The organism is Pantoea sp. AG1095 (assembly GCF_003208415.1).
GTDB lineage: Bacteria > Pseudomonadota > Gammaproteobacteria > Enterobacterales > Enterobacteriaceae > Pantoea > Pantoea leporis.
The window spans coordinates 61710-81396 of record NZ_QKMJ01000004.1 but is presented as its reverse complement, the minus strand read 5'-3'; the positions used below and the strand labels follow the sequence as shown (position 1 = coordinate 81396).

The following is a 19687-nucleotide window of genomic DNA, read 5'->3' as shown; positions in this document are numbered from 1 at the left end:
CCGGTGTTAGATTTGCCTCCACCTACACCGGGGAGTCCTTTTAAATGAAAACAACAATCCCAAAACTGTCGTTCATGATGTTTCTTGAGTGGTTTATCTGGGGCGCATGGTTTGTACCGCTCTGGGCATTTCTCAGCAAAAACGGCTTCTCGCCGGTTGAGATCGCCTGGTGTTACGCCTGTACTTCGATAGCCGCCATCCTGTCGCCGATCCTTGTCGGATCGCTGGCCGATCGCTTCTTCCAGGCGCAGAAAGTGTTGTCGCTGCTAACAATCGTCGGATCGATTCTGATGTTCTTCGCAGCTCAGCAAACGCATTTCGGCGGTTTCTTCCCGTTGCTATTGCTGTATGCGCTCACTTACATGCCCACCATCGCCTTAACCAATAGCATCGCGTTTTCGCACGTCGCGGATGTGGAGCGTTATTACCCGCGCATTCGCGTCATGGGCACACTTGGCTGGATCGCGTCTGGCATCGTTTGTGGTTTCCTGCCGCCGCTGCTGGGCTATGGCGATATCTCAGCCAGCAACGTGCCGTTATTGATCACCGCCGCAAGCTCGCTATTACTGGGCATTTTTGCCCTGACGTTGCCCGCCACCGAGCCGAAAAGCACCGGCAAATTCAGCCTGCGCGTCGCGCTTGGTCTGGATGCGCTGCATCTGCTGAAGGATCGCAGCTTTCTTGTGTTCTTCGTCTGCTCCTTCCTGTTCAGCATGCCGCTGGCGTTTTACTACATCTTTGCCGAAGGCTATCTGACGGAAGTCGGCTTGCCGCACGCCACCGGTTGGATGACGCTCGGCCAGGTTTCGGAAATCTTCTTCCTGCTGGCGCTACCGTTCTTCATCAAACGCTTTGGCATCGGCAAAGTGCTGCTGCTGGGATTAACCACCGCCGCACTGCGCTACGTGTTCTTCGTGTTCGGTGGCGATCAAAACATGCTGACTTACGGCTTGCTGTTCATGGGCATTCTGCTGCACGGCGTCAGCTACGATTTCTACTTCATCACCGCTTACATCTATGTTGATAAGAAAGCGCCAGTGGCGATGCGTAATGCTGCGCAAGGGCTGATCACGCTGGCTTGTCAGGGCATCGGCAGCCTGCTCGGTTATCGCTTTGGCGGCTATCTGATGCAGGAAATGTTCGCCTACGACCAACCCCGCAACGGGCAGACTTTCAACTGGGCCGGCATGTGGATGTTTGGCAGCGTGATGATCGTAATGATCACCATCGCCTTTATCGTCCTGTTCCGCGACGGCAAAAAACGCAGCGATGAACTTACCGCTTTCGAAAATTCAGCAACCGCTGACAGCCATAAATAAGGGATTTCACCATGACGATGACAACGCAAGAAAAACGGATTTTAGGCGCGTTTTACGGCCAGGCGCTGGGCGATGCGATGGGCATGCCATCGGAATTGTGGCCGCGCTCACGCGTGAAGCAGCACTTTGGCTGGATCGATCGCTTCCTGCCCGGTCCGGCTGAGAACAACGCCGCCTGCTACTTTGGCCGGGCGGCCTTTACCGACGACACTTCGATGGCGCTGGCATTGGCTGATGCAATCGTCACTCACGACGGCGAGATCAACGCCCAAACCATTGGTGCGAATATTTTGCAGTGGGCCGAGTCGTTTGATGCCTTTAACAAGAATGTGCTTGGACCGACCTCAAAAATCGCGCTCAAAGCTATGAAAGCCGGCACACCGGTGTCGCAGTTGGAAAATAACGGCACGACTAACGGCGCAGCGATGCGTGTGTCACCGCTCGGCTGTCTGCTGCCAGCACGCGATTTACCGGCATTCATCGATGCCGTCGCACTGGCGTCGAGTCCTACGCACAAATCGGATGTCGCAATTTCCGGCGCGACGGTGATTGCGTGGGCAGTTTCACGCGCCATTGACGGTGCCAGCTGGGCAACGATCCGCGATGAACTGCCCGCGATCGCTCGCGCGGCGCAGGAAAAGCGTGTCACCACCTTTAGCGCGTCGATGCCGGCACGCATCGAACTGGCGTTAAGCGTGGTCGTGCAGGGCAGGGGCGTGGAATCCACCATGCAGCAGATTTACGATCTGGTAGGCACCGGCACCAGCACAATTGAATCGGTACCGGCTGCGATTGCGATGGTGGAATTGGCCGAGACCGATCCTAATCGCTGCGCGATCCTTTGCGCTAACCTCGGCGGCGATACCGATACCATCGGCGCGATGGCGGTGGCCATTTGCGGCGCGCTGCACGGCATCGACAGCATCGACGTTGCCTTGAAAGCCGAGCTGGATGCCGCTAACGCGCTGGATTTTACTCGTTATAGCGCTGCCTTCACGCGTTTCCGCCAGCAGCGCGAGGCCGCTTATGTTGACGCCTGATGATCTGCAGAGACTTGAAAGCCGTCTGCCAGTGCTTGTGATTGGTGCGGCGGTAGTGGATGTGATTGCTGACGCTTATTCGTTGCCCCATCGTGGCAGCGATATTGAGCTCCACCAGCAGGGCGTCAACGTGGGCGGCTGTGCGCTGAATGTGGCGATTGCGCTGCACCGGCTTGGCATCCCGTCCATCAATGCGCTGCCGCTCGGCAACGGCACTTGGGCCAGCATTGTGCGGCAGAAGCTGACGGAATATGGCATTCACAGCGTGCTGGAAACGGCGAAAGGCGATAACGGCTGGTGTTTAGCGTTAGTGGAGCCCGACGGTGAGCGCACCTTTCTGTCAGTCAGCGGCGTGGAAAATCAGTGGGATGCAGCGCTGCTGAACACGTTGCCGCAGCCGGCCAATCGCTGGATCTACCTTTCCGGCTATCAGCTCACCAGCAAAAGCGGTGATGTGCTGATCGCCTGGCTGGAGCAGCAAAGCCAGCCGTATCAGCTGCTGGTGGATTTCGGTCCGCGTCTGGCGGATATCGGTGATGCGCAGTTCGAACGCGTTATGGCGTGCCATCCACTGATTACAGTGAACAGACAGGAAGCCGAACTGCTGTGGCATGAACGTTTGAATCAAACAGAACCCATTGATGCGCATCAGTTAATGACGTGCTGGCAGCAGCGATTCGGCGGCGCGATGGTGGTGCGACTTGATAGCGAAGGCGCCGGTTTCGTTAACGCGGAAACACAGGGCTGGATGCCGGCGCTGCCGACAAAAGTGGTCGATACCATCGGCGCAGGCGACAGCCACGCGGGAGGATTACTGGCGGGATTAGCGTCGGGTTGGTCACTGGCAGAAAGCGTCGCGCTGGGCAACGCGGTGGCATCTTATGTGGTGTCACAACGCGGCGGGGATTGCGCGCCCGATCGCGCCACGTTAACAGCTTACTGGCAACAGCGCCTTACTCCGCAATAAACACATACATATCGCTACGACAGTAGCTAATGCTGTACTCCAGCGGATTGCCCTGCGCATCTAACGCCAGCTGCTTGATCACCAAAACAGGCACGTTGTCGGGCAGGGCGATCTGCTGCTGCAGCGCCTCATCAGGCATGCGAGCACTCACTCTGCTTTGCGATTTTACCGGCAGAATTTGTTGCTGGTGGAAATAGTCGTAAAGCGAAATGCCAATCTCATCCGCATTAGCGATATAGCGCGCCGGTACCCAGGATTCTTCCACCGACACCGCTTGCTGATCGACATAACGAATGCGTTTCAGCAGATACACTTCGCTGCCTTTGTCCAGCCCCAATTTCTCTGCGATTGCTGCATCGCAATGGATTTTGCTTTTGTTAATCCACACGGTGTCGGGCTTTTTACCACGCAATACCGCTTGCTGCGACAAGCCTTTCGGCTCTATCAGTGAGTACTCTAACTGGCTGCAGATTTGCGTACCGTAGCCTCGAGAGCGCAATACCACGCCCTCTTTTTCCAGCGCATCCATGGCTTTACGCACGGTAATGCGCGAAATGTTCAGCGACTGGCTGAAGTCACGCTCACTCGGCAGGATCTCTTCATGCACTAACAAACCATCACGCACCGCATCTTTGATCGCAGTGGCAAAGCGTCTGTACAGCGGCGTGCGGCTGTCATCAGCAAGGGTAGAAGTAAGCCGCGAAAATAGTGGAGTTTGGTCGGTCATAGTGGGCGGATTCACTTATCCTGGTAAGCGGCAGAACGTCTATGATACTGATATTTCGACGTTCGCGAAGCACTCGATGAGTATGAATATCACGAATAATCACTTTAAAAACAATAAAAGCCCCATTGGGGCTTTTAGGCATACACCCGACTCAACGCTCATCAAACGGCACGCCGCCTTTCGACTTATGATGTTTTGGCGTTTCGATGATGGAAACCGTTACTGAATTAGCATCGATCTCAAACGAATCAGCCACCGCCGCGGTGACGGCTTTTAACAACTTCTTTTTCTGCTCAATCGTGCGACCTTCTGCCGCATACACAACGATTTCTGGCATCTCTGCTGCTCCATAAAGTAAACGTTCGTTTTCAGCATAGCGCAACAAAAGCACTGCGCGCAGTGTCAATCACCCGTCTTTGCCAGCAATCTGTGTTGAAATGTGTATTGTTATGTTATAACGTAATTAACTCATATAATTTATAGCGGCTTTAGTCGGAAATCTTAATGAAATCAATGAAAAATTTGCTTATCGCTTCGGCGTTAGGCCTGGCTTCTTACGCCTCAATGGCGGCTGAACATCAGGATAAAACGGTGCGCATTGCGGCACCGTTTGAAATCAAAGGCGCCGATCCCGCACTCTCCGGCGACATTTTGTTGCGGATGGATGTGGTGGAAACGCTGGTGGAAGTGAACGAACGCGCCGAGCCCATTCCGGCGCTGGCGCAAAGCTGGCAGGTATCGGCAGATCGACTGCAATGGCAATTGAATTTACGTCCCAACGTGCGCTTCCATGATGGATCGCCATTGGATGCGGCCGCGGTGGTGAAATCACTCAACACCGCGCGCAGCAAAGCGGGTCTGCTGGATAAAACGCCGATCACCGCTATCAGCGGGGAAGGGCAACGCGTCACCATCACCTTGAGCGAACCATTTACGCCGCTGCTTTCGGTTTTAGCAGAGAGCCGTTCCCAGATTCTGGCGTTGGCTAGCTGGGATGCGCAGGGCAACATCACCCGCATCATCGGCAGCGGCCCGTTTATGCTGACGTCATTCCAGCCACCGCAATCGCTGGCAGTAAAACGTTTTGACGATTACTGGGGCGAAAAGCCGGCGATTGCGGCCGCCAGCTATCTCTCTTCCGGACGCGCCGAAACCCGCGCCTTGCTGGCGGAAAGCGGGGACGCGGATTACGTATTCAACCTGGATGCTGCCAGCCGTCAGCGTTTAGCACGCAAGCCAGCGCTGCAGCTGCCCGCCATTCCGGTGCCGCGCACACTGATGCTAAAACTGAATGCGGGCGATCCGCTGTTAGCCGAACAGCCGGTGCGTGCAGCGATCAGCATGGCGATTGACCGTAACGCGCTGGCGATGGCGGTATTGCGTTATCCAGGCGCGGCCAGTCAGTTATTCCCGCCGAATATGGGTGAATGGCACAACAACGCATTGCAACCGTTGCAATTCAATCCGCAGCAGGCGGCACAGCAACTGCAGGCGGCGGGGTGGAAAATGGGTGCAGATGGCGTGTTAGCACGTAACGGCCAGCGCTTTAGTGTGACGCTGCTGACCTTCCCCGATCGTCCCGAACTGCCGCTGATGGCGATGGTTATCCAGCAGCAGCTGCGCAAAGTCGGCATTGAAGTGAAGATCAACTCCACCAACGCCAGCGAAATTCCGGCGCAGCATCACAGCAATCGTCTACAACTGGCGCTGTTTTCCCGCAACTTTGCACTCACGCCTGATCCCACCGGCACGTTACTGCAGGATTATGCAGAAAAGGGCGGCGACTGGGGCGCGATGAACTGGCATCCGGCCGGTTTTAGCGCGGCGTTGCACAGCTTAACGCAATCCACTGACTCGGCAGAACGTGCGCAGGCGCGTAACCTGATCACTGCCTCGTTACAGCAGGATCTGCCAGTGATCCCGATTGCCTGGTATCAGCAATCGGCCGCGATTAACAGCAAGCTGAAAAACGTCACGCTCGATCCGTTTGAACGCCACTTTGGTCTGCGTCAGATGCAGTGGGAGCAATGATGTTTAAACTACTTGGCTGGCGCGTAGCGCAGGCGGCTTTTGTGGTGTTGGCGGTGGGACTACTCACCTGGTTTTTGGTGCAGTCCTTGCCCGGCGATATGGCATGGCGCATTGCCAGCGGTCGTTATGGCTACGATCGTGTGGATGCCAGCGCGGTGGCGCGGGTGCAGCAGGAGCTAAGTGACTCGCTGCAGCAGGGCAGCGCGTTGCTGCACTGGCTATTCGATCTGCTGCAGTTCAACTTTGGTCGTTCGCTGGTCTCCGGCGAACCGGTGATGGATGAACTGCGCTGGCAGCTGAGTCAAACGCTGGCGCTGGCAGGTTCATCGCTTTTCCTGACGATACTGTTCACCTTGCCGCTGGGTATATGGGCGGGATGCCATGCCAATGGCAAGCTCGACCGCGCATTATTCTGGCTGAGCGCACTGCTGAAATCGGTGCCGCATTTTGCGCTGGGCATGCTGCTGATTGTCCTGCTGGCGCTGCAGCTCGATTGGCTGCCCAGCGCCGGCCACGGCAAGCTGCGTCATTTTCTGTTGCCATCGTTGACGCTGGCATTGTCGTTAACCGCGGTGGGCGTGCGCGTGGTGCGTGAAGCCACGTATCAGGTTGTCAACTCGGGCTATTACCGCTGGGGCGCGCAGAAAGGATTAGCGCCCGCAACGTTATTGCGTCGTCATGGATTGCGCAACCTCGCATCGCCGGTATTGACCTGGTTCGGCATGCAGTTTGTCTGGCTGGTGGAAGGCGTGGTGGTGGTAGAAACGCTGTTTGCCTGGCCTGGCATTGGTCACGCGCTGGTGCATGCCATCTTCGCCCGCGATGTGCCGGTGATTCAGGCCAGCGCCATGACGCTCGGACTGCTGTTCGTGCTGCTGAATATGCTGGTGGATGCGGGTTGTCATCTGCTTGATCCCAGAGGAACGCGCGCATGACAATTTCATTTTCGCGTCTTATCGGCCTGCTGCTGTTGTGCTTGCTGCTTGGTTTCGCCTTCCTGCTGCCCCTGATTCATCACGGCGATCCGCTGGAACAGGATCTGCTGCAGATGCTGCACGCGCCGAGCGGCGCCAATCTTCTCGGGTTTGATCATCTTGGTCGCGACATGCTGCCGCGCCTCAGTGCCGCGTTGCGCCTTTCGCTGGGTCTCGCGGCGCTCTGTGTGATGAGCGCACTGCTTGCGGGCGTGCTGGCTGGCGTATTCAGCGCACTGTATGGCGGCTGGCTGGATCGTCTGCTCAGCATGCTCGGCGATATGTGTCTGGCGCTGCCGGGATTGCTGCTGGTACTGCTGTTAGCGGCGATTGCGCCGGATTCTCCCGGCATGTTGTGGCTGGGGATTTCGCTGGTGCTGTGGGTGGAGTTCTTCCGCGTCACGCGCGCAACCCTGCGCCCGATTGTGCAGGCACCCGGCATGCAGGCCTCAAAGTTGCTCGGTTTTTCGGCGTTCTACCGTTTCCGCCGACACCTGTGGCCAGCGTTAGCGCCGGTATTAACCACGTTGACTCTGTTCTCGTTCAGCAGCGCCATCATGGCGGTCTCCGCGCTTGGCTTTATCAGCGTCGGCGTACGTCCGCCGACGCCAGAACTGGGTTTGATGATGACCGAACTGCTGCCGTTTGCCTGGGAAGCACCGTGGCTGCTAATGCAGCCGGTAATCGCGCTGTTTCTGCTGTTGATCAGCCTGAATCTGTTAATGAAAGAGGAGCGTAAATGAAAGGATTACAGGTTACCGGCATCAGCGTCACAACCGCCAGCGCTACGCTGGTGGAACCGGTTGATTTCACCCTGCAGCCCGGACAACCGCTGACCTTGCTGGGTGAAACCGGTTCAGGTAAAAGCCTGCTGGCACAAGCGGTCATGGGCATTTTGCCTGACGATTTACAGTCCAGCGGTACGCTAATCATCAACGAACAGCGTTTTACCCTGCCGCAGGATGCCGGATTGTTGCGTGAATTATGGGGCCGCACATTAGCGTCGCTGCCGCAGGAGCCTTGGCTGTCGCTGGATCCCACCATGTCAGTGCTGCAGCAGGTTGCGGAAGGCTACCGTTATGTACGCGGACAGGCGAAATCCACCAGCGCACTGTCGGCCCAGCGCGATTTACAACAGCTTGGTTTACAGGATGCGGCGCCGCGTTTTCCGTGGCAACTCTCCGGCGGGATGGCGCAGCGCGCCGCCTTTGCCGCCGCACGGGCAGGTGGCGCGGAGATACTGATTGCCGATGAACCCACCAAAGGGCTGGATGTGGCACGTCGTGATGAAGTAGCCGCTTTGCTGCGCCGGGAAGTGGCCGACGGCGGCACACTGCTCACCATCACTCACGACATCGCGCTGGCACGCCAGTTGGGTGGTGTGGTGATCGTGATGCATAAAGGCAAGGTGATTGAGCAGGGCAGGGCGGAACAGGTGTTACATGAACCGCAGCAGCGCTATACGCGTGAATTACTCGCCGCCGATCCCACCGCCTGGCCTGCACGGCAACAAACCGTTATGGGCAGTAAACCGGTGGTGAGCGCTGAGGGCATCCGCTTGCAGCGCGGCGGTAAATCGCTCGGCGTGCCGCAAGACTTCAGGCTGCACGCCGGGGAAATCGTTGGATTACACGGTGCCAGCGGCAGCGGTAAAAGTAGCTTTGGCGATGTGCTGCTCGGCCTGCTAACGCCGCAGCAAGGCAAGGTGACGCGGCATGCGGCGGTCGATGGGCTGAAATACCAGAAGATTTATCAGGATCCGTCTGCGCTGTTCCCACCGACACGCACGCTGGCGCAAAGCCTGGACGATGTGTTGCGCCGTCATCGCATCGCCTCCACGCGGCGGGATGCGCTGATGGAGCAATTGGCGCTGACGCCGGAACTGCTGACGCGTCGTCCCGATTCACTGTCGGGCGGCGAGCTGCAGCGCTTCTCGCTGTTACGCGTGATGCTGCTGGATCCGGTATTTCTGTTTGCCGATGAACCTACATCGCGTCTGGATCCGCTGGTGCAGCAGCAAACCATCCAGCTCATCACCTCGCTGGCGCGCGAGCAACAGTGCGCGGTGTTACTGGTGAGCCACGATCGCGATCTGCTGGAAAAGGGCACGCATCGTATGATCACGATGGAGGCGGTCGCTTAACGTTCTGGCGGCTGGCTGTCGCCGTGACCGAGTGAACGCTGCATCACTACGGTATCCAGCCAGCGGCCATGTTTGAATCCCACCGATTTCATTACACCGGTGTGCTCAAAACCGAGCGCCCGGTGTAATCCCAGCGATCCGGCATTCGCGCTATCGCCAACAATCGCGATAATTTGGCGAAATCCCGCCGCTTCTGCCAGCGCAATGGCTTTTTGCAACAGTGCGCGACCAATGCCTCTGCCGGTTTGCTGCTGATCGAGGTAAATCGAATCCTCCAGCGTAAAGCGATAGGCATAGCGCGGGCGATACGGCGCCAGATAGCAGTAACCCAACACCTGATCATCCTCCTGCGCCACCAGCCAAAAACCGCCGCGCTGCTGCACATCCTGCACGCGATTCTGCATTTCGCTCGCCGAAGGTGGTTCAGTTTCAAAGGTCGCGGTGCCGTGCAGCACATGCCAGGCGTAGATTTTCTGAATGGCAGCGGCGTGATGAGGTCGGGCGGGAATAATGTCCATATGTTCCTGATTCTTAGCGGCGAAAACCACAGCATGCCACCGCGCCGCACGCGAATCATCGGATTTAATAATAGGAAATTCTGATGGTCACTCTGCAATTCCATAGTGGCGCCATTTATGGCGACCTGACCCACCGACACTCAATTCTGCTCCGACAACTGCACCGCCATGGTATCCGCCTCTAAGGCTTCGAACACATGCGGTTCGTCAGCGGGATAGCAAATGTAGTCGCCGGGATGCAGTTCGACCGGCGCATCGCGCGGCCCAACCAGCGCCCGGCCACGCGCGATAATCACATGCTCCACCGAGCCCGGCGGATGCGGTTTTGAATCGCGCGGCGCGCCCGGTTGGCTGGTGACCAGATAGAGATCGCGGCGTCCGCCGGGCGGGCAACTTGCCAGCAATGCTGCCTGATAATCCGCCATCTCCGCCGAGACGATCATGCCTTCGCCACGGCGAATTACCTGCAATCGCTTCACTTCCGGCTCCATCAAACGCGCGAAAGGAATGTTCAGCGCCACACACAGCGCCCACAACGTTTCAAGGCTGGGATTGCCATTGCCCGCTTCGAGCTGCGACAGCGTAGATTTGGCGATGCCGGCACGACGCGCCACCTCTGTCAGTGAAAGCCCCGCGCGCTGACGTTCGCGCAGTAATCCGACAGCAATAATATCAATTGGCGTGGTCAAACCCTCTCCTGTTCTTTATATCGAACGATTTGTTCGTCTTGTAAAACGATTCTTGCGCGTTCATTATAACGGCTTTCCTGTTCGATATGAGATCAAATTGTGATGCGTCTGGGTGCAGTACCGCTTGATCGCGGAGTAATAAAAGCCATTTTCCTGGTTTGTCTTGCCGACGGCATTGTCGGGCTCTCTTACGGTTCGCTGGCGGCAGCGGAAGGGTTTCCGCTGTGGGTGCCGATTGCACTATCAACGCTGGTGCTGGCGGGCGCGTCGGAATTCCTGTTTATCGGCATCGTGGCTGGCGGCGGCAGTCCGTTAACGGCGGCGGCGGCGGGTTTGCTGGTCAACGCGCGTCATCTGCCGTTTGGCATTGCGGTGAAAGATCTGGTTGGTAAAGGCAGCCGCAGTTTGTTGGGATGCCACATCATGAATGATGAAAGCGTGGTGTTTGGTATTTCCCAGCCAAAACTGGCGCAACGTCGCGCCGCGTACTGGATTTGCGGATTAGGTATTTTCACCATCTGGCCGCTGTCGGTAATTGGCGGTGCGGTGATCGGGCGCTTTATTCCCGACGTATCGGCCATTGGTCTGGATGCGGTGTTCCCAGCGATCCTGATTGCCCTGATATTCCCGGCGCTGCGTCAGCGTCGTACGCTGATCCCCGCTACGCTCGGCACCACGCTGTCTGTGCTGGCGACACCGTTTGTGCCAGCGGGCATGCCGGTGCTGTTTTCACTGCTGGGATTACTGAGCTGGCGGGAGCGTAAAAATGCAAAATAATCTGATCATTGGCGGCATCGCGCTGCTGGCGGTAGGCACTTATGCGATTCGTTTCGCCGGTTATCGTCTGGGCAGCCGCATGCAGATGTCGGATCGCGCACGCAATATGCTATCCGATGCTGCCACCGTTTTGCTGCTGGCGGTGGCCGTTACCACCGCGCTGTTTGAAGGCACGCATTTTGCCGGCGTGGCGCGCATCGCCGGCGTGCTGTTTGCGGTGTTTTTGGCCTGGCGGCGCACACCGCTAATCCTGGTGATTATCGGTGCCGCACTAATGACCGCGTTGCTACGTTACTTCGGCGTGCCCTGATCGCGCCAGGTTTGCGCGCGTAATTCATATACCAAACTGGCGGGCGCGCCCGGGACATCGTGAACCTGGCCGTAACAGCGCAGTCCCGCCTTTTCCAGTACCTGCTGTGATGCTATATGGTCCTGACGCACCGCCGCATCAATAACCGGAAGCTGGCATTCATCGAAGCCATAAGCGATAACCCTTCGTGCAAACTCCGTGGCGAAACCTTTTCCCCACGCCTCTTTCGCCAGACGATAGCCAAGATTGTTTACCGGCTTGCCAGCAAACTCGCGCACCGATAAACCACCAAATCCGATAACCTCATCCGGCTGTTCCCGCAGGCAAATTGCCCAGTTACCAAAGGGAAAGGATTGCCAGTGCGCCAGCCAGCGATTTAACACCTCCTCTGCAAAGGCTAAATCGGGAAACGGACCCGCCGGATTGAACATATTGGTAGCGGGATCGCCATAGATGGCAAACAGGCGCTGAACATCGGTGGGTTCAACCGGACGAAGAAACAAACGTGATGAAGTGAGTTGCATTGTCGTAACCTTTTGTAGCCGGAACCGGCGTTATCTTCCTGATGAGTTTTGTTACTGTGATACTCCACGGATTACTAGCATAGAGGAAAACGTATGAAACCGCGTTTAGCCCGCTGTGATGAAGCGGCCACGTTGTGGCGCATCCGCAACCTTGCCATTCGCCACGGTTGCCGGGGCGTTTATCCCGCTGATGTTATCAGTGCATGGACACCCGATGCGTTACCGTCCGGCTATTTCGAGGCGGTCAGAAGCCATCCGTTTTATGTGGTTGAGGATGCTGAATATGGCATGGCCGCGACCGGATTTCTTGACTTACACAACGGCAGCGTTGAAGCGATCTTCACGCTGCCCGCCTGCAACGGCAAAGGTTATGCCAGCGCCATCATGCAGGCAATCATCAATGAAGCGCGTCAGCGGGGTTTTGATAAACTGACGCTCGCCGCCACGCCCAATGCGAGCGGCTTTTATCTGCGCCACGGTTTTCGTGTGGTGTGTGAGACGCTTTATCCCTCGGCGCTGGCGCAAGCCGATCTTCCCTGCTTCGAAATGGTACGCGAGCTTTAAGGCTAAAATGAAAAAAAGTGAAAACAACAAGGACGGCGCGAATATGGTCATTAATTGCGTAGCGTATCGCCACGGTAAGCGTGAAGAGCATGTCGACATCGCTGATATTAGTGAAGTATTAAAAGAAGAGAAATCCTTCGTCTGGATGGGTTTGTACCAACCCGAACCGGCCTTTATGCAGACGCTGCAGCAGGAGTTCAGCCTGCACGAACTGGCAATTGAAGATGCGCTGGTAGCGCATCAGCGACCAAAGATTGAGCAGTACGGCGATTCGGTATTTATTGTGGTAAAAACCGCGCACATGGACGATTTGCAGCGCATCACCTTCGGCGAAACCCACTTCTTCCTTGGCAAAAACTTCCTGATCACCGTGCGTCACGGTTCATCGGAAGGTTATGCCGACATCCGCACCAAAGCCGAAAAGAACCACGCATTACTGTGTGAAGGTCCGGGTTATGCGCTCTATTGCATCCTCGATTTCATCGTCGATAACTACAGCAAAATCACCGAATCACTTAACGATCGCATTGGCGGGCTGGAACAGGGCATGTTTACTACGCGTTTTAACAGCGACGCGTTGCAAAACGTCTATCACCTGCGCCGTGAACTGCTGGCGCTACGCAATGCGGCGCTGCCGGTGACGGAAATCTGCCAGCAGCTGGTGCGCTTCCACGAAGATATCATCCCGAAAAATCTGCGCGCCTATCTGCGTGACGTACAGGACCACGCGCATCACGTGATGATCGATGCGGAAGACATGCGCGAAATGCTCACCAGCGCGATGCAGGTGAATCTGGCGCTGGTGTCGGTGCAGCAAAGCGAAGTAAACAAAAAGCTCGCCGGTTGGGGGGCGATCCTGATTGTACCCACCATCATTTTCAGTATGTACGGCATGAACTTCCCCGATATGCCGGAGTTGCACACGCACTTTGGCTATCCCGCCGTGGTGGGCATTACTGTTGTTATCTGCTGCGTGATGTGGTGGCGGCTGAAAAAGGCCGGTTGGCTTTAACCGCTGAATGCCTGCATTTTTTACAACTTCCTGCGATCTGGAGCGAAAGATGTCCTTTAATATTGGTCTGCTGCTGTTCCCCAACCTCACGCAGCTCGATCTCACCGGTCCGTGGGAAGTGTTTGCCCGCATGCCCAACGCTAACAATTATCTGATTTGGAAAGATCGCCAGCCGGTGATGTCGGATCGCGGTCTGGCGATCGTACCCACCGTAACTTTTAACGATTGCCCACAACTCGATTTGATCTGCATTCCCGGCGGTCCCGGACAAATTGCGCTGATGGACGATGACGAAACGCTGGATTTTGTCCGTCGTATGGCGGAGAACGCAAAGTGGATAACTTCAGTGTGTACCGGTTCGCTGGTGTTAGGTGCTGCGGGATTGTTGCAGGGATATCGCGCGACGTCGCATTGGGGTTCGCTTGATCAACTGAGCTTGCTCGGTGCCACGCCGGTAGCCGAACGTGTGGTGCGCGATCGCAACCGCATCACTGGCGCGGGCGTCACCTCGGGCATTGATTTTGCGTTAACCGTAGCGGAAGAGCTGCTTGGACGTGAAATCGCAGAAAATATCCAGCTGCAGATGGAGTACGATCCGGCGCCGCCATTCCATTCAGGTTCACCGCGCAGCGCCTCGCCGCAACGTTTGGCCGAGGCAAAAAGCCAGATGCAGGATTTTATTGCTCGCCGGCGTGCGGCGACAGAAAGTGCCGCTGCGCGGCTCAAGCGCGAGGAGTGAAAGCTGGCGATTTCAGCCTGAAATCGCCACGGTTGTTACTGCTTAATGTGCGCTGGCAGTAGGGCGCACGGTGATTTCACTGGTATCCACTTCGCCAGGTTGATCGATGGCCCAACTCACCGCTTTGGCAATCGCTGCTGGCTGAAGCGCGATCTGGCGATAGCTTTTCATCGCTTCACGCGCGGTGCTATCGGTGATGCTATCCGCCAGTTCAGATTCGACTACGCCGGGATTGATCACCGTAACCCGCAGATGTTGCGACTCCTGACGCAGGCCATCGGAAATCGCGCGTACGGCGAATTTAGTCGCGCAGTAAACGGCGGCGGTCGGCGAAACGGTTAGCGCGCCAACCGAGGCGATATTAATAATGTGACCAAACTGCTGCGCTTGCATGGTCGGCAGCACCGCCGCAATGCCATACAGCACGCCGCGAATATTGACGTCGAGCATCAAGTCCCATTCATCGACTTTCATTGAACTCATGGGTGACAGCGGCATGACGCCGGCATTGTTGATCATCACATCAATACGGCCATATTTTTCCCGTGCAAAATCGGCCAGCTGCTGGATATCAGCGCGTTGGGTGACGTCGGTGGCGAGATAATCCACGTTCGCGCCGCCAAAACGCAGCGCTTCACTTAACGCTTGCAGACGATCGGTGCGGCGCGCGCCAAGCACCAGTTGATGGCCTTGCTGCGCCAGATAACGTGCAATGCCTTCGCCTATGCCGCTGCTGGCACCTGTCAAAATAATCACTTTCTTCGCTGTGTTCATGATGCATTCCTCGTTGAATTGACGAGGCTATTGTTGATAAATCACGCAATGCGCAACAGACCGGATTGTGGCGCATCTTTGCCTGATCCTCTCGCGTGTATTGTGCAAACAGCAGCTTGATGGCTATGCTTTGCCTGAATATCTCAGTGGAAATTATTTATGTCGCAATCCGTGCAACAGCGCACCTGCGCTTTACTAAGCCAGCTGGCGCGTCAGGAAGGCTATACCGAATCACTGCTTGATAGCGTGCGCTTTATGCGGGCCGATCGGCAGTGGGCGCGCACGCCGGTACTGTATGAGCCGAGCATCATTATTATTTGCCAGGGATCAAAACGAGCTTTCCTCGCCGACAAGATGTATCGCTATGATGCGCAGCACTATCTGGTGCTGTCAGTGCCGCTGCCGTTTTCTGCCGAGACGGAAGCCACATCAGAAGAGCCGCTGCTGGGCATCGCGATTCGTCTGGATGTTGCCACGGTGGCGAGGTTGGTGGCACAGCTGGCCAGCAGTGAATCGGCGGTAACCGCTGCGCCGGCGGGCATCATCTCCACACCAATCAATGAAATCCTGGCGCAGAGCACACTGCGTTTATTGGAAGCGTTGAGCGATCCGCTTGAAGCCAAAGTGTTGGGACCCGCGCGGGTCGAAGAGATCTGTTTTCGCGTATTAATGGGCGAGCAGGGTGGCGCGGTGCGTGCAGCGTTAACTTATCAAGGCCATTTTGGTCGTATCGCGCGGGCTTTGCAGCGTATACATGCCGACTGGCGTCAGCCGCTGGATGTACCGCATCTGGCGAATGAAGCCGGGATGAGCGTGCCGCGCTTCCATCTGCATTTCAAAACGGTGACGCAAACCTCGCCGATTCAATATCTAAAATCGCTGCGATTGCATCAGGCGCGTCTGATGATGATCCGCGACAATCTTACCGCCGCAGGTGCCGCAGCGCGCGTCGGCTATGAAAGTGATTCGCAGTTTAATCGTGAGTTCAAAAGGCTGTTTGGTCGCAGTCCGGCAGAAGAGGCGCGGGAGATGAAGCGGGCGTTTGAGTTGTTACCGCCGGAGCAGCTGTCCGGCCGATTACAGGCGCATTAGCTTAGCGAATGCTCATGATGGCGACGACCATCAAAATCCAGAATACCGCGCAGCCGGTAAACATCATTTGCCAAACTACACGGCGTTCAACTGTCAGAAAAGAAGAGAAACGTGAACGTAAAATCGATTGCATTGCGACCTCAAATCAGAATTTAAGAAGAAAGTTCGTTGGCTGAAGTAAGAAATCCCTGTCAGCGAATCAGACTATTCTGTCTTTTATGAGGTAATGAAATCGACGAGACCAGTCTTGTTTTTGGTCTGGAATGTAAACCATAAATAAAAGAAAAGCCGCGCAGGGCGCTGATCCCTGAGCGGCTGAACACTACGCATTTACTCGCTAAACGTTGCGCGTCACGCCACCATCAACACGAATATTCTGAGCGGTAATATAGGCTGCGCCAGGCGAAGCCAGGAAGGCGATGGTCGCCGCCACTTCTTCAGACGTACCGTAACGCTGTAATGGCACACTATCCCGACGTTCATCGGTTTTCGGCAAGCTGTCGATCCAGCCAGGCAGCACATTGTTGATGCGGATGTTATCGGCCGCGTAGGCATCAGCAAAGATTTTGGTGAAGGATGCCAGGCCGGCGCGGAACACCGCCGAGGTCGGGAACATATCGGTTGGCTCAAAAGTCCACGCGGAGGAGATGTTGATAATGCTGCCGCCGCCTTGTTTCTGCATGATTGGCGTGACCAGACGCGTGGCGCGTACCACATTTAAAAAATAGGTTTCCATGCCAAGCTGCCACTGCTCATCGGTTAACGCCAAAATCGGCGCGCGCGGACCATGACCGGCGCTGTTCACCAGCACATCTATTCGGCCCCAGCGCGCCAGCGTTTGATCCACCAGCTTCTGCAGATCCGCTACCGACTGATTAGAACCGGTCACGCCCAAACCGCCCAGACGCTCCGCCAGCGCTTCACCTTTGCCGGAGGAGGAGAGGATTGCCACTTTATAGCCATCGCTTGCCAGTTTCTCAGCTGCTGCTGCTCCCATTCCGCTGCCACCGGCGACGATTATTGCAACTTTTTCTACTGTCATCATTGATCTTCCTGTTAATTAAAAATCGATTAAAACCAGTATAAAAGGTAATTTTGGCAGCAGAGAGTCAGTCTGTTTGCCAATTGACGATAGGAAAACTACAGGATGAGTCAGGGATTCAGCGAACTACCGCCGCTCAATGCGTTGAAAGTGTTTGAAGCGGTGACGCGCCATCTTAACTTTCGCCTGGCGGCGGAAGAGTTAGGCGTCACACAGGGCGCGGTGGCGCAGCAAATTCGTGCTCTGGAAGCCAGCCTTGGACTGAAATTGTTTGATCGATTGCCGCGCACGCTGGCGCTGACCGGCGCGGGTGCGGGCTATGCGGTCAGCATTCGTCAGGCATTTGAATTGATCGATGAAGCCACGCGCACGCTGCGACCAGAACCGAATCGCTTAACGCTGAGCGTTACACCCACCTTTGCCAGCCGCTGGATGCTGCCGCGTTTACCGGGCTTTACCACCGCATGGCCGGATATCGATCTGCGCGTGTTGGCTTCTGAGCGGCTGGTGCAGTTTCATCATGAAGGCGTCGATTTAGCGGTGCGTTATGGCAGGCCACCGTTTGGCGCGGGTCTTGATGCCACTTTGCTGTTTAGCCAAACGGTATTAGCGGTGGTGAGTCCTGCGCTGTTAGCCGAGCTTGGCGATCCGGCAGCGAGCGACAACTTTCAGTGCTACGCCTTGTTGCACGATGGTCACCATCTGTGGCCTGCATTTCTCGCGTTTACCTTCCCGAATTTATCGCTGCATCATCAGCATCACCTGCGTTTCAATCAAACCGCGCTGGCGCTGGAAGCGGCGATCAGCGGGCAGGGCATTGCGCTCACCAGCCCGCATTTCGTGCAGAACGATCTCGCCAGCGGACGGTTGGTGCCCGCGTTTACGCAGCAAATGACCCTGGATGCCGGTTGGTATCTGGTGTGGCCGCGCCGTCCGCGCCAGCAGGCGCCGGTGATGGCGGTGCGCGATTGGCTTTTAGCGCAGGTTAGCGGCTGATATTTGTTCAATAACGAAATCAGTAAAACTGATGATCCACGCAGGATCATGAATGTTATAACTGCTTAATGATGCAGACATGGGGTTTTATCCTGTCAAGGCAGTGAATTAGCAAAATATCGCGAAAATTCAGCAAGTAAAGCAACGGATTGCGCGTTGCATTCTGCCGGGGGCTGTGAATAAATACGGAGTCAATTTTAATAAAAATGCCATAAAGGCCAGGTTTACGCCTGAAAAAGATCTTTGCATATGACCGATCATAAAGATGTTTTAGCCAGGGACATCAGCGCCAAAAGTGAAAGCATGCAGGCGCATCTCATCGCCATCCGCCGTGATATACACGCGCATCCGGAGCTGGGTTTCGACACCGTCCGCACTGCACACATCGTTGAGCAGGAACTGCTGCGCCTGGGTCTGACGCCGCAAACCGGCGTTGGCAGAAGTGGCGTGATGGTTGATATTGTCGGCGCGCATCCCGGTAAAACCGTGCTGTTACGCGCGGATATGGATGCGTTGCCAATCCACGAACAAACCGGCTTACCTTTCAGCAGCCACTATCCCGGCAAAATGCACGCCTGTGGCCACGATATTCACACCGCGACGATGCTCGGCGTGGCGGCGATAGTGCCGCACTATCGCGCGCAGCTGCATGGCACGTTACGTTTGATTTTCCAGCCAGCAGAAGAGACGCCCGATAGCGGGGCCGAAGCGATGATCGCTGATGGCGCCGCAGATGGCGTCGATCTGGCCATCACGCTGCACAACAAACCGGAACTGGCCGCCGGTGAAATCGGCCTAACGCGCGGCGCCAGCACCGCTTCCAGCGATGAGTTTGATGTGGTAGTGCACGGTAAATCAACGCACGCGGCCCGTCCGCACATGGGAACCGATCCGATCATTGCTGCCGTCAATCTGGTGAGCCAGCTGCAAACCATTATTTCGCGCGAACTCGATCCCGCCAATTCAGCGGTGCTGACCATCGGCCATATTCATGGCGGCACCACTCACAACATTATTTCCGATAGCTGCCTGATTCAGGGCACAGTGCGCGCCAAATCACCGGCGGCGCGTGCGCACATTGAAGAGGCGTTCAAACGTATCTGCGCGGGCGTCGCGCTGTCGCTGAATGTGCGCGTTGAGGTCAATTATCAGCGCGGCGTACCGCCGTTGATGAACGATGATGCGCTGATTGATGCGCTGGAACCGATTTTGTCGCATCAGTTTGGTAAAGCGATTATCGCCAAACCGAGCGCCAGCTTTGGTGCCGAAGATTTCTCGCTGTTTACCGAGCGCGCGCCAGGTTGCCAGATCCACATTGGATCCGGCGCACCGGGACGCGACGACCATCTGCACAATTCGGATTACCAACCCGACGAGCGCAGTATCCATGCCGGCACGCAGGCATTAGCCCGTTTAGCCATTGATTTACTCTCAAAATAACGAACTTCG

23 protein-coding genes are annotated in these 19687 nt (G+C 56.2%); 15 read left to right on the top strand and 8 right to left on the bottom strand.

Features of this window, described 5'->3' with window-relative positions; genetic code table 11:
* Positions 1 to 44 precede the first annotated feature (44 nt).
* The 3 genes from DEU53_RS10845 to DEU53_RS10835 are packed head-to-tail and all read left to right on the top strand — an operon-like array spanning position 45 to position 3326.
* Positions 45 to 1319: a nucleoside permease gene (locus tag DEU53_RS10845; RefSeq protein ID WP_110867045.1), complete on the top strand. Its 1275-nt coding sequence runs from the start codon at positions 45 to 47 to the stop codon at positions 1317 to 1319.
* Positions 1320 to 1330: 11 nt separating this feature from the next.
* Positions 1331 to 2359: an ADP-ribosylglycohydrolase family protein gene (locus tag DEU53_RS10840; protein WP_110867044.1), complete on the top strand. Its 1029-nt coding sequence runs from the start codon at positions 1331 to 1333 to the stop codon at positions 2357 to 2359.
* Positions 2346 to 3326 (top strand): PfkB family carbohydrate kinase, encoded by a 981-nt coding sequence (locus DEU53_RS10835; protein ID WP_110867043.1) that lies wholly within the window; start codon positions 2346 to 2348, stop codon positions 3324 to 3326. Before DEU53_RS10840 ends, DEU53_RS10835 begins: the two co-directional genes overlap by 14 nt.
* On the opposite strand, the gene DEU53_RS10830 is transcribed toward DEU53_RS10835, so the two are convergent.
* On the bottom strand, positions 3313 to 4053 hold the full coding sequence (locus DEU53_RS10830) for a GntR family transcriptional regulator (RefSeq protein WP_110867042.1): 741 nt from the start codon (positions 4051 to 4053) through the stop codon (positions 3313 to 3315). The genes DEU53_RS10835 and DEU53_RS10830 overlap by 14 nt on opposite strands.
* Before the next feature lie 151 nt (positions 4054 to 4204).
* The gene (locus DEU53_RS10825; RefSeq protein WP_225614572.1) at positions 4205 to 4459 is read right to left on the bottom strand and encodes a tautomerase family protein; all 255 of its coding nucleotides are present in this window, start codon (positions 4457 to 4459) and stop codon (positions 4205 to 4207) included.
* 98 nt (positions 4460 to 4557) lie between these two features.
* Here DEU53_RS10825 and DEU53_RS10820 point away from each other — a divergent pair, with 98 nt between their 5' ends.
* From DEU53_RS10820 to DEU53_RS10805, 4 genes are read left to right on the top strand one after another with little or no spacing between them, the layout of a single operon-like run.
* Complete coding sequence (locus tag DEU53_RS10820) at positions 4558 to 6084, top strand: ABC transporter substrate-binding protein (RefSeq protein WP_110867040.1); 1527 nt, start codon at positions 4558 to 4560, stop codon at positions 6082 to 6084.
* Positions 6084 to 7019, top strand: coding sequence for an ABC transporter permease (locus DEU53_RS10815; RefSeq protein WP_110867239.1), 936 nt, complete (start codon positions 6084 to 6086; stop codon positions 7017 to 7019). The genes DEU53_RS10820 and DEU53_RS10815 overlap by 1 nt, the downstream gene beginning before the upstream one ends.
* Positions 7016 to 7801, top strand: a complete 786-nt coding sequence (locus DEU53_RS10810; RefSeq protein WP_101761154.1) for an ABC transporter permease — start codon at positions 7016 to 7018, stop codon at positions 7799 to 7801. Before DEU53_RS10815 ends, DEU53_RS10810 begins: the two co-directional genes overlap by 4 nt.
* Positions 7798 to 9201, top strand: coding sequence for an ABC transporter ATP-binding protein (locus DEU53_RS10805; protein WP_110867039.1), 1404 nt, complete (start codon positions 7798 to 7800; stop codon positions 9199 to 9201). Before DEU53_RS10810 ends, DEU53_RS10805 begins: the two co-directional genes overlap by 4 nt.
* On the opposite strand, the gene DEU53_RS10800 is transcribed toward DEU53_RS10805, so the two are convergent.
* Together DEU53_RS10800 and DEU53_RS10795 are read right to left on the bottom strand one after the other, a co-directional pair.
* Positions 9198 to 9719, bottom strand: a complete 522-nt coding sequence (locus DEU53_RS10800) for a GNAT family N-acetyltransferase (RefSeq protein ID WP_101761152.1) — start codon at positions 9717 to 9719, stop codon at positions 9198 to 9200. The genes DEU53_RS10805 and DEU53_RS10800 overlap by 4 nt on opposite strands.
* 140 nt (positions 9720 to 9859) lie before the next feature.
* Positions 9860 to 10408 (bottom strand): helix-turn-helix domain-containing protein, encoded by a 549-nt coding sequence (locus tag DEU53_RS10795; protein WP_061719009.1) that lies wholly within the window; start codon positions 10406 to 10408, stop codon positions 9860 to 9862.
* Between the two features lie 102 nt (positions 10409 to 10510).
* On the opposite strand from DEU53_RS10795, the gene DEU53_RS10790 reads away from it, so the two are divergent.
* Positions 10511 to 11185, top strand: a complete 675-nt coding sequence (locus DEU53_RS10790) for an AzlC family ABC transporter permease (RefSeq protein ID WP_110867038.1) — start codon at positions 10511 to 10513, stop codon at positions 11183 to 11185.
* Positions 11175 to 11495 carry an AzlD domain-containing protein gene (locus tag DEU53_RS10785; protein WP_008109204.1) on the top strand — a complete coding sequence of 107 codons (321 nt, stop codon included), beginning with the start codon at positions 11175 to 11177 and terminating at the stop codon, positions 11493 to 11495. Before DEU53_RS10790 ends, DEU53_RS10785 begins: the two co-directional genes overlap by 11 nt.
* Here DEU53_RS10785 and DEU53_RS10780 read toward each other — a convergent pair.
* Positions 11477 to 12019: a GNAT family N-acetyltransferase gene (locus tag DEU53_RS10780; RefSeq protein ID WP_101761150.1), complete on the bottom strand. Its 543-nt coding sequence runs from the start codon at positions 12017 to 12019 to the stop codon at positions 11477 to 11479. The two genes, DEU53_RS10785 and DEU53_RS10780, sit on opposite strands and share 19 nt — an antisense overlap.
* Before the next feature lie 93 nt (positions 12020 to 12112).
* Between DEU53_RS10780 and DEU53_RS10775 the strand changes: the two genes are divergently transcribed.
* The 3 genes from DEU53_RS10775 to DEU53_RS10765 are packed head-to-tail and all read left to right on the top strand — an operon-like array spanning position 12113 to position 14334.
* The gene (locus DEU53_RS10775; RefSeq protein WP_110867037.1) at positions 12113 to 12583 is read left to right on the top strand and encodes a GNAT family N-acetyltransferase; all 471 of its coding nucleotides are present in this window, start codon (positions 12113 to 12115) and stop codon (positions 12581 to 12583) included.
* Positions 12584 to 12626: 43 nt separating this feature from the next.
* Positions 12627 to 13595, top strand: a complete 969-nt coding sequence (gene corA, locus DEU53_RS10770) for a magnesium/cobalt transporter CorA (protein ID WP_110867238.1) — start codon at positions 12627 to 12629, stop codon at positions 13593 to 13595.
* A 49-nt stretch (positions 13596 to 13644) separates the two neighbouring features.
* Entirely contained in the window at positions 13645 to 14334 is a 690-nt protein-coding gene (locus DEU53_RS10765) for a DJ-1/PfpI family protein (RefSeq protein WP_110867036.1), read from the top strand.
* 42 nt (positions 14335 to 14376) lie between these two features.
* Here DEU53_RS10765 and DEU53_RS10760 read toward each other — a convergent pair whose 3' ends face one another.
* Positions 14377 to 15108 (bottom strand): SDR family oxidoreductase, encoded by a 732-nt coding sequence (locus DEU53_RS10760; RefSeq protein ID WP_110867035.1) that lies wholly within the window; start codon positions 15106 to 15108, stop codon positions 14377 to 14379.
* Between the two features lie 159 nt (positions 15109 to 15267).
* Here DEU53_RS10760 and DEU53_RS10755 point away from each other — a divergent pair, with 159 nt between their 5' ends.
* Complete coding sequence (locus DEU53_RS10755) at positions 15268 to 16200, top strand: AraC family transcriptional regulator (protein WP_110867034.1); 933 nt, start codon at positions 15268 to 15270, stop codon at positions 16198 to 16200.
* 1 nt (position 16201) lies between these two features.
* Here DEU53_RS10755 and DEU53_RS23270 read toward each other — a convergent pair whose 3' ends face one another.
* Together DEU53_RS23270 and DEU53_RS10750 are read right to left on the bottom strand one after the other, a co-directional pair.
* On the bottom strand, positions 16202 to 16333 hold the full coding sequence (locus tag DEU53_RS23270) for a hypothetical protein (protein WP_255421535.1): 132 nt from the start codon (positions 16331 to 16333) through the stop codon (positions 16202 to 16204).
* A 204-nt stretch (positions 16334 to 16537) separates the two neighbouring features.
* The gene (locus DEU53_RS10750) at positions 16538 to 17242 is read right to left on the bottom strand and encodes an SDR family oxidoreductase (protein ID WP_110867237.1); all 705 of its coding nucleotides are present in this window, start codon (positions 17240 to 17242) and stop codon (positions 16538 to 16540) included.
* Between the two features lie 105 nt (positions 17243 to 17347).
* Here DEU53_RS10750 and DEU53_RS10745 point away from each other — a divergent pair, with 105 nt between their 5' ends.
* On the top strand, positions 17348 to 18238 hold the full coding sequence (locus tag DEU53_RS10745) for a LysR substrate-binding domain-containing protein (protein WP_110867033.1): 891 nt from the start codon (positions 17348 to 17350) through the stop codon (positions 18236 to 18238).
* A gap of 249 nt (positions 18239 to 18487) precedes the next feature.
* Positions 18488 to 19678, top strand: a complete 1191-nt coding sequence (locus DEU53_RS10740) for a M20 family metallopeptidase (RefSeq protein WP_110867032.1) — start codon at positions 18488 to 18490, stop codon at positions 19676 to 19678.
* Positions 19679 to 19687: the final 9 nt, after the last annotated feature.

Bases quoted from the DNA above. Each gene is read 5' to 3' on its own strand.
- DEU53_RS10845 (WP_110867045.1), top strand. From the start codon at position 45: ATGAAAACAACAATCCCAAAACTGTCGTTCATGATGTTTCTTGAGTGG.
- DEU53_RS10790 (WP_110867038.1), top strand. From the start codon at position 10,511: ATGCGTCTGGGTGCAGTACCGCTTGATCGCGGAGTAATAAAAGCCATT.
- DEU53_RS23270 (WP_255421535.1), bottom strand. From the start codon at position 16,333: ATGCAATCGATTTTACGTTCACGTTTCTCTTCTTTTCTGACAGTTGAA.
- DEU53_RS10775 (WP_110867037.1), top strand. From the start codon at position 12,113: ATGAAACCGCGTTTAGCCCGCTGTGATGAAGCGGCCACGTTGTGGCGC.
- DEU53_RS10785 (WP_008109204.1), top strand. From the start codon at position 11,175: ATGCAAAATAATCTGATCATTGGCGGCATCGCGCTGCTGGCGGTAGGC.
- DEU53_RS10765 (WP_110867036.1), top strand. From the start codon at position 13,645: ATGTCCTTTAATATTGGTCTGCTGCTGTTCCCCAACCTCACGCAGCTC.
- DEU53_RS10805 (WP_110867039.1), top strand. From the start codon at position 7,798: ATGAAAGGATTACAGGTTACCGGCATCAGCGTCACAACCGCCAGCGCT.
- DEU53_RS10840 (WP_110867044.1), top strand. From the start codon at position 1,331: ATGACGATGACAACGCAAGAAAAACGGATTTTAGGCGCGTTTTACGGC.
- DEU53_RS10750 (WP_110867237.1), bottom strand. From the start codon at position 17,242: ATGACAGTAGAAAAAGTTGCAATAATCGTCGCCGGTGGCAGCGGAATG.
- DEU53_RS10810 (WP_101761154.1), top strand. From the start codon at position 7,016: ATGACAATTTCATTTTCGCGTCTTATCGGCCTGCTGCTGTTGTGCTTG.
- DEU53_RS10820 (WP_110867040.1), top strand. From the start codon at position 4,558: ATGAAATCAATGAAAAATTTGCTTATCGCTTCGGCGTTAGGCCTGGCT.
- DEU53_RS10745 (WP_110867033.1), top strand. From the start codon at position 17,348: ATGAGTCAGGGATTCAGCGAACTACCGCCGCTCAATGCGTTGAAAGTG.
- DEU53_RS10780 (WP_101761150.1), bottom strand. From the start codon at position 12,019: ATGCAACTCACTTCATCACGTTTGTTTCTTCGTCCGGTTGAACCCACC.
- DEU53_RS10755 (WP_110867034.1), top strand. From the start codon at position 15,268: ATGTCGCAATCCGTGCAACAGCGCACCTGCGCTTTACTAAGCCAGCTG.
- DEU53_RS10830 (WP_110867042.1), bottom strand. From the start codon at position 4,053: ATGACCGACCAAACTCCACTATTTTCGCGGCTTACTTCTACCCTTGCT.
- DEU53_RS10740 (WP_110867032.1), top strand. From the start codon at position 18,488: ATGACCGATCATAAAGATGTTTTAGCCAGGGACATCAGCGCCAAAAGT.
- DEU53_RS10760 (WP_110867035.1), bottom strand. From the start codon at position 15,108: ATGAACACAGCGAAGAAAGTGATTATTTTGACAGGTGCCAGCAGCGGC.
- DEU53_RS10835 (WP_110867043.1), top strand. From the start codon at position 2,346: ATGTTGACGCCTGATGATCTGCAGAGACTTGAAAGCCGTCTGCCAGTG.
- corA (WP_110867238.1), top strand. From the start codon at position 12,627: ATGGTCATTAATTGCGTAGCGTATCGCCACGGTAAGCGTGAAGAGCAT.
- DEU53_RS10815 (WP_110867239.1), top strand. From the start codon at position 6,084: ATGTTTAAACTACTTGGCTGGCGCGTAGCGCAGGCGGCTTTTGTGGTG.
- DEU53_RS10800 (WP_101761152.1), bottom strand. From the start codon at position 9,719: ATGGACATTATTCCCGCCCGACCTCATCACGCCGCTGCCATTCAGAAA.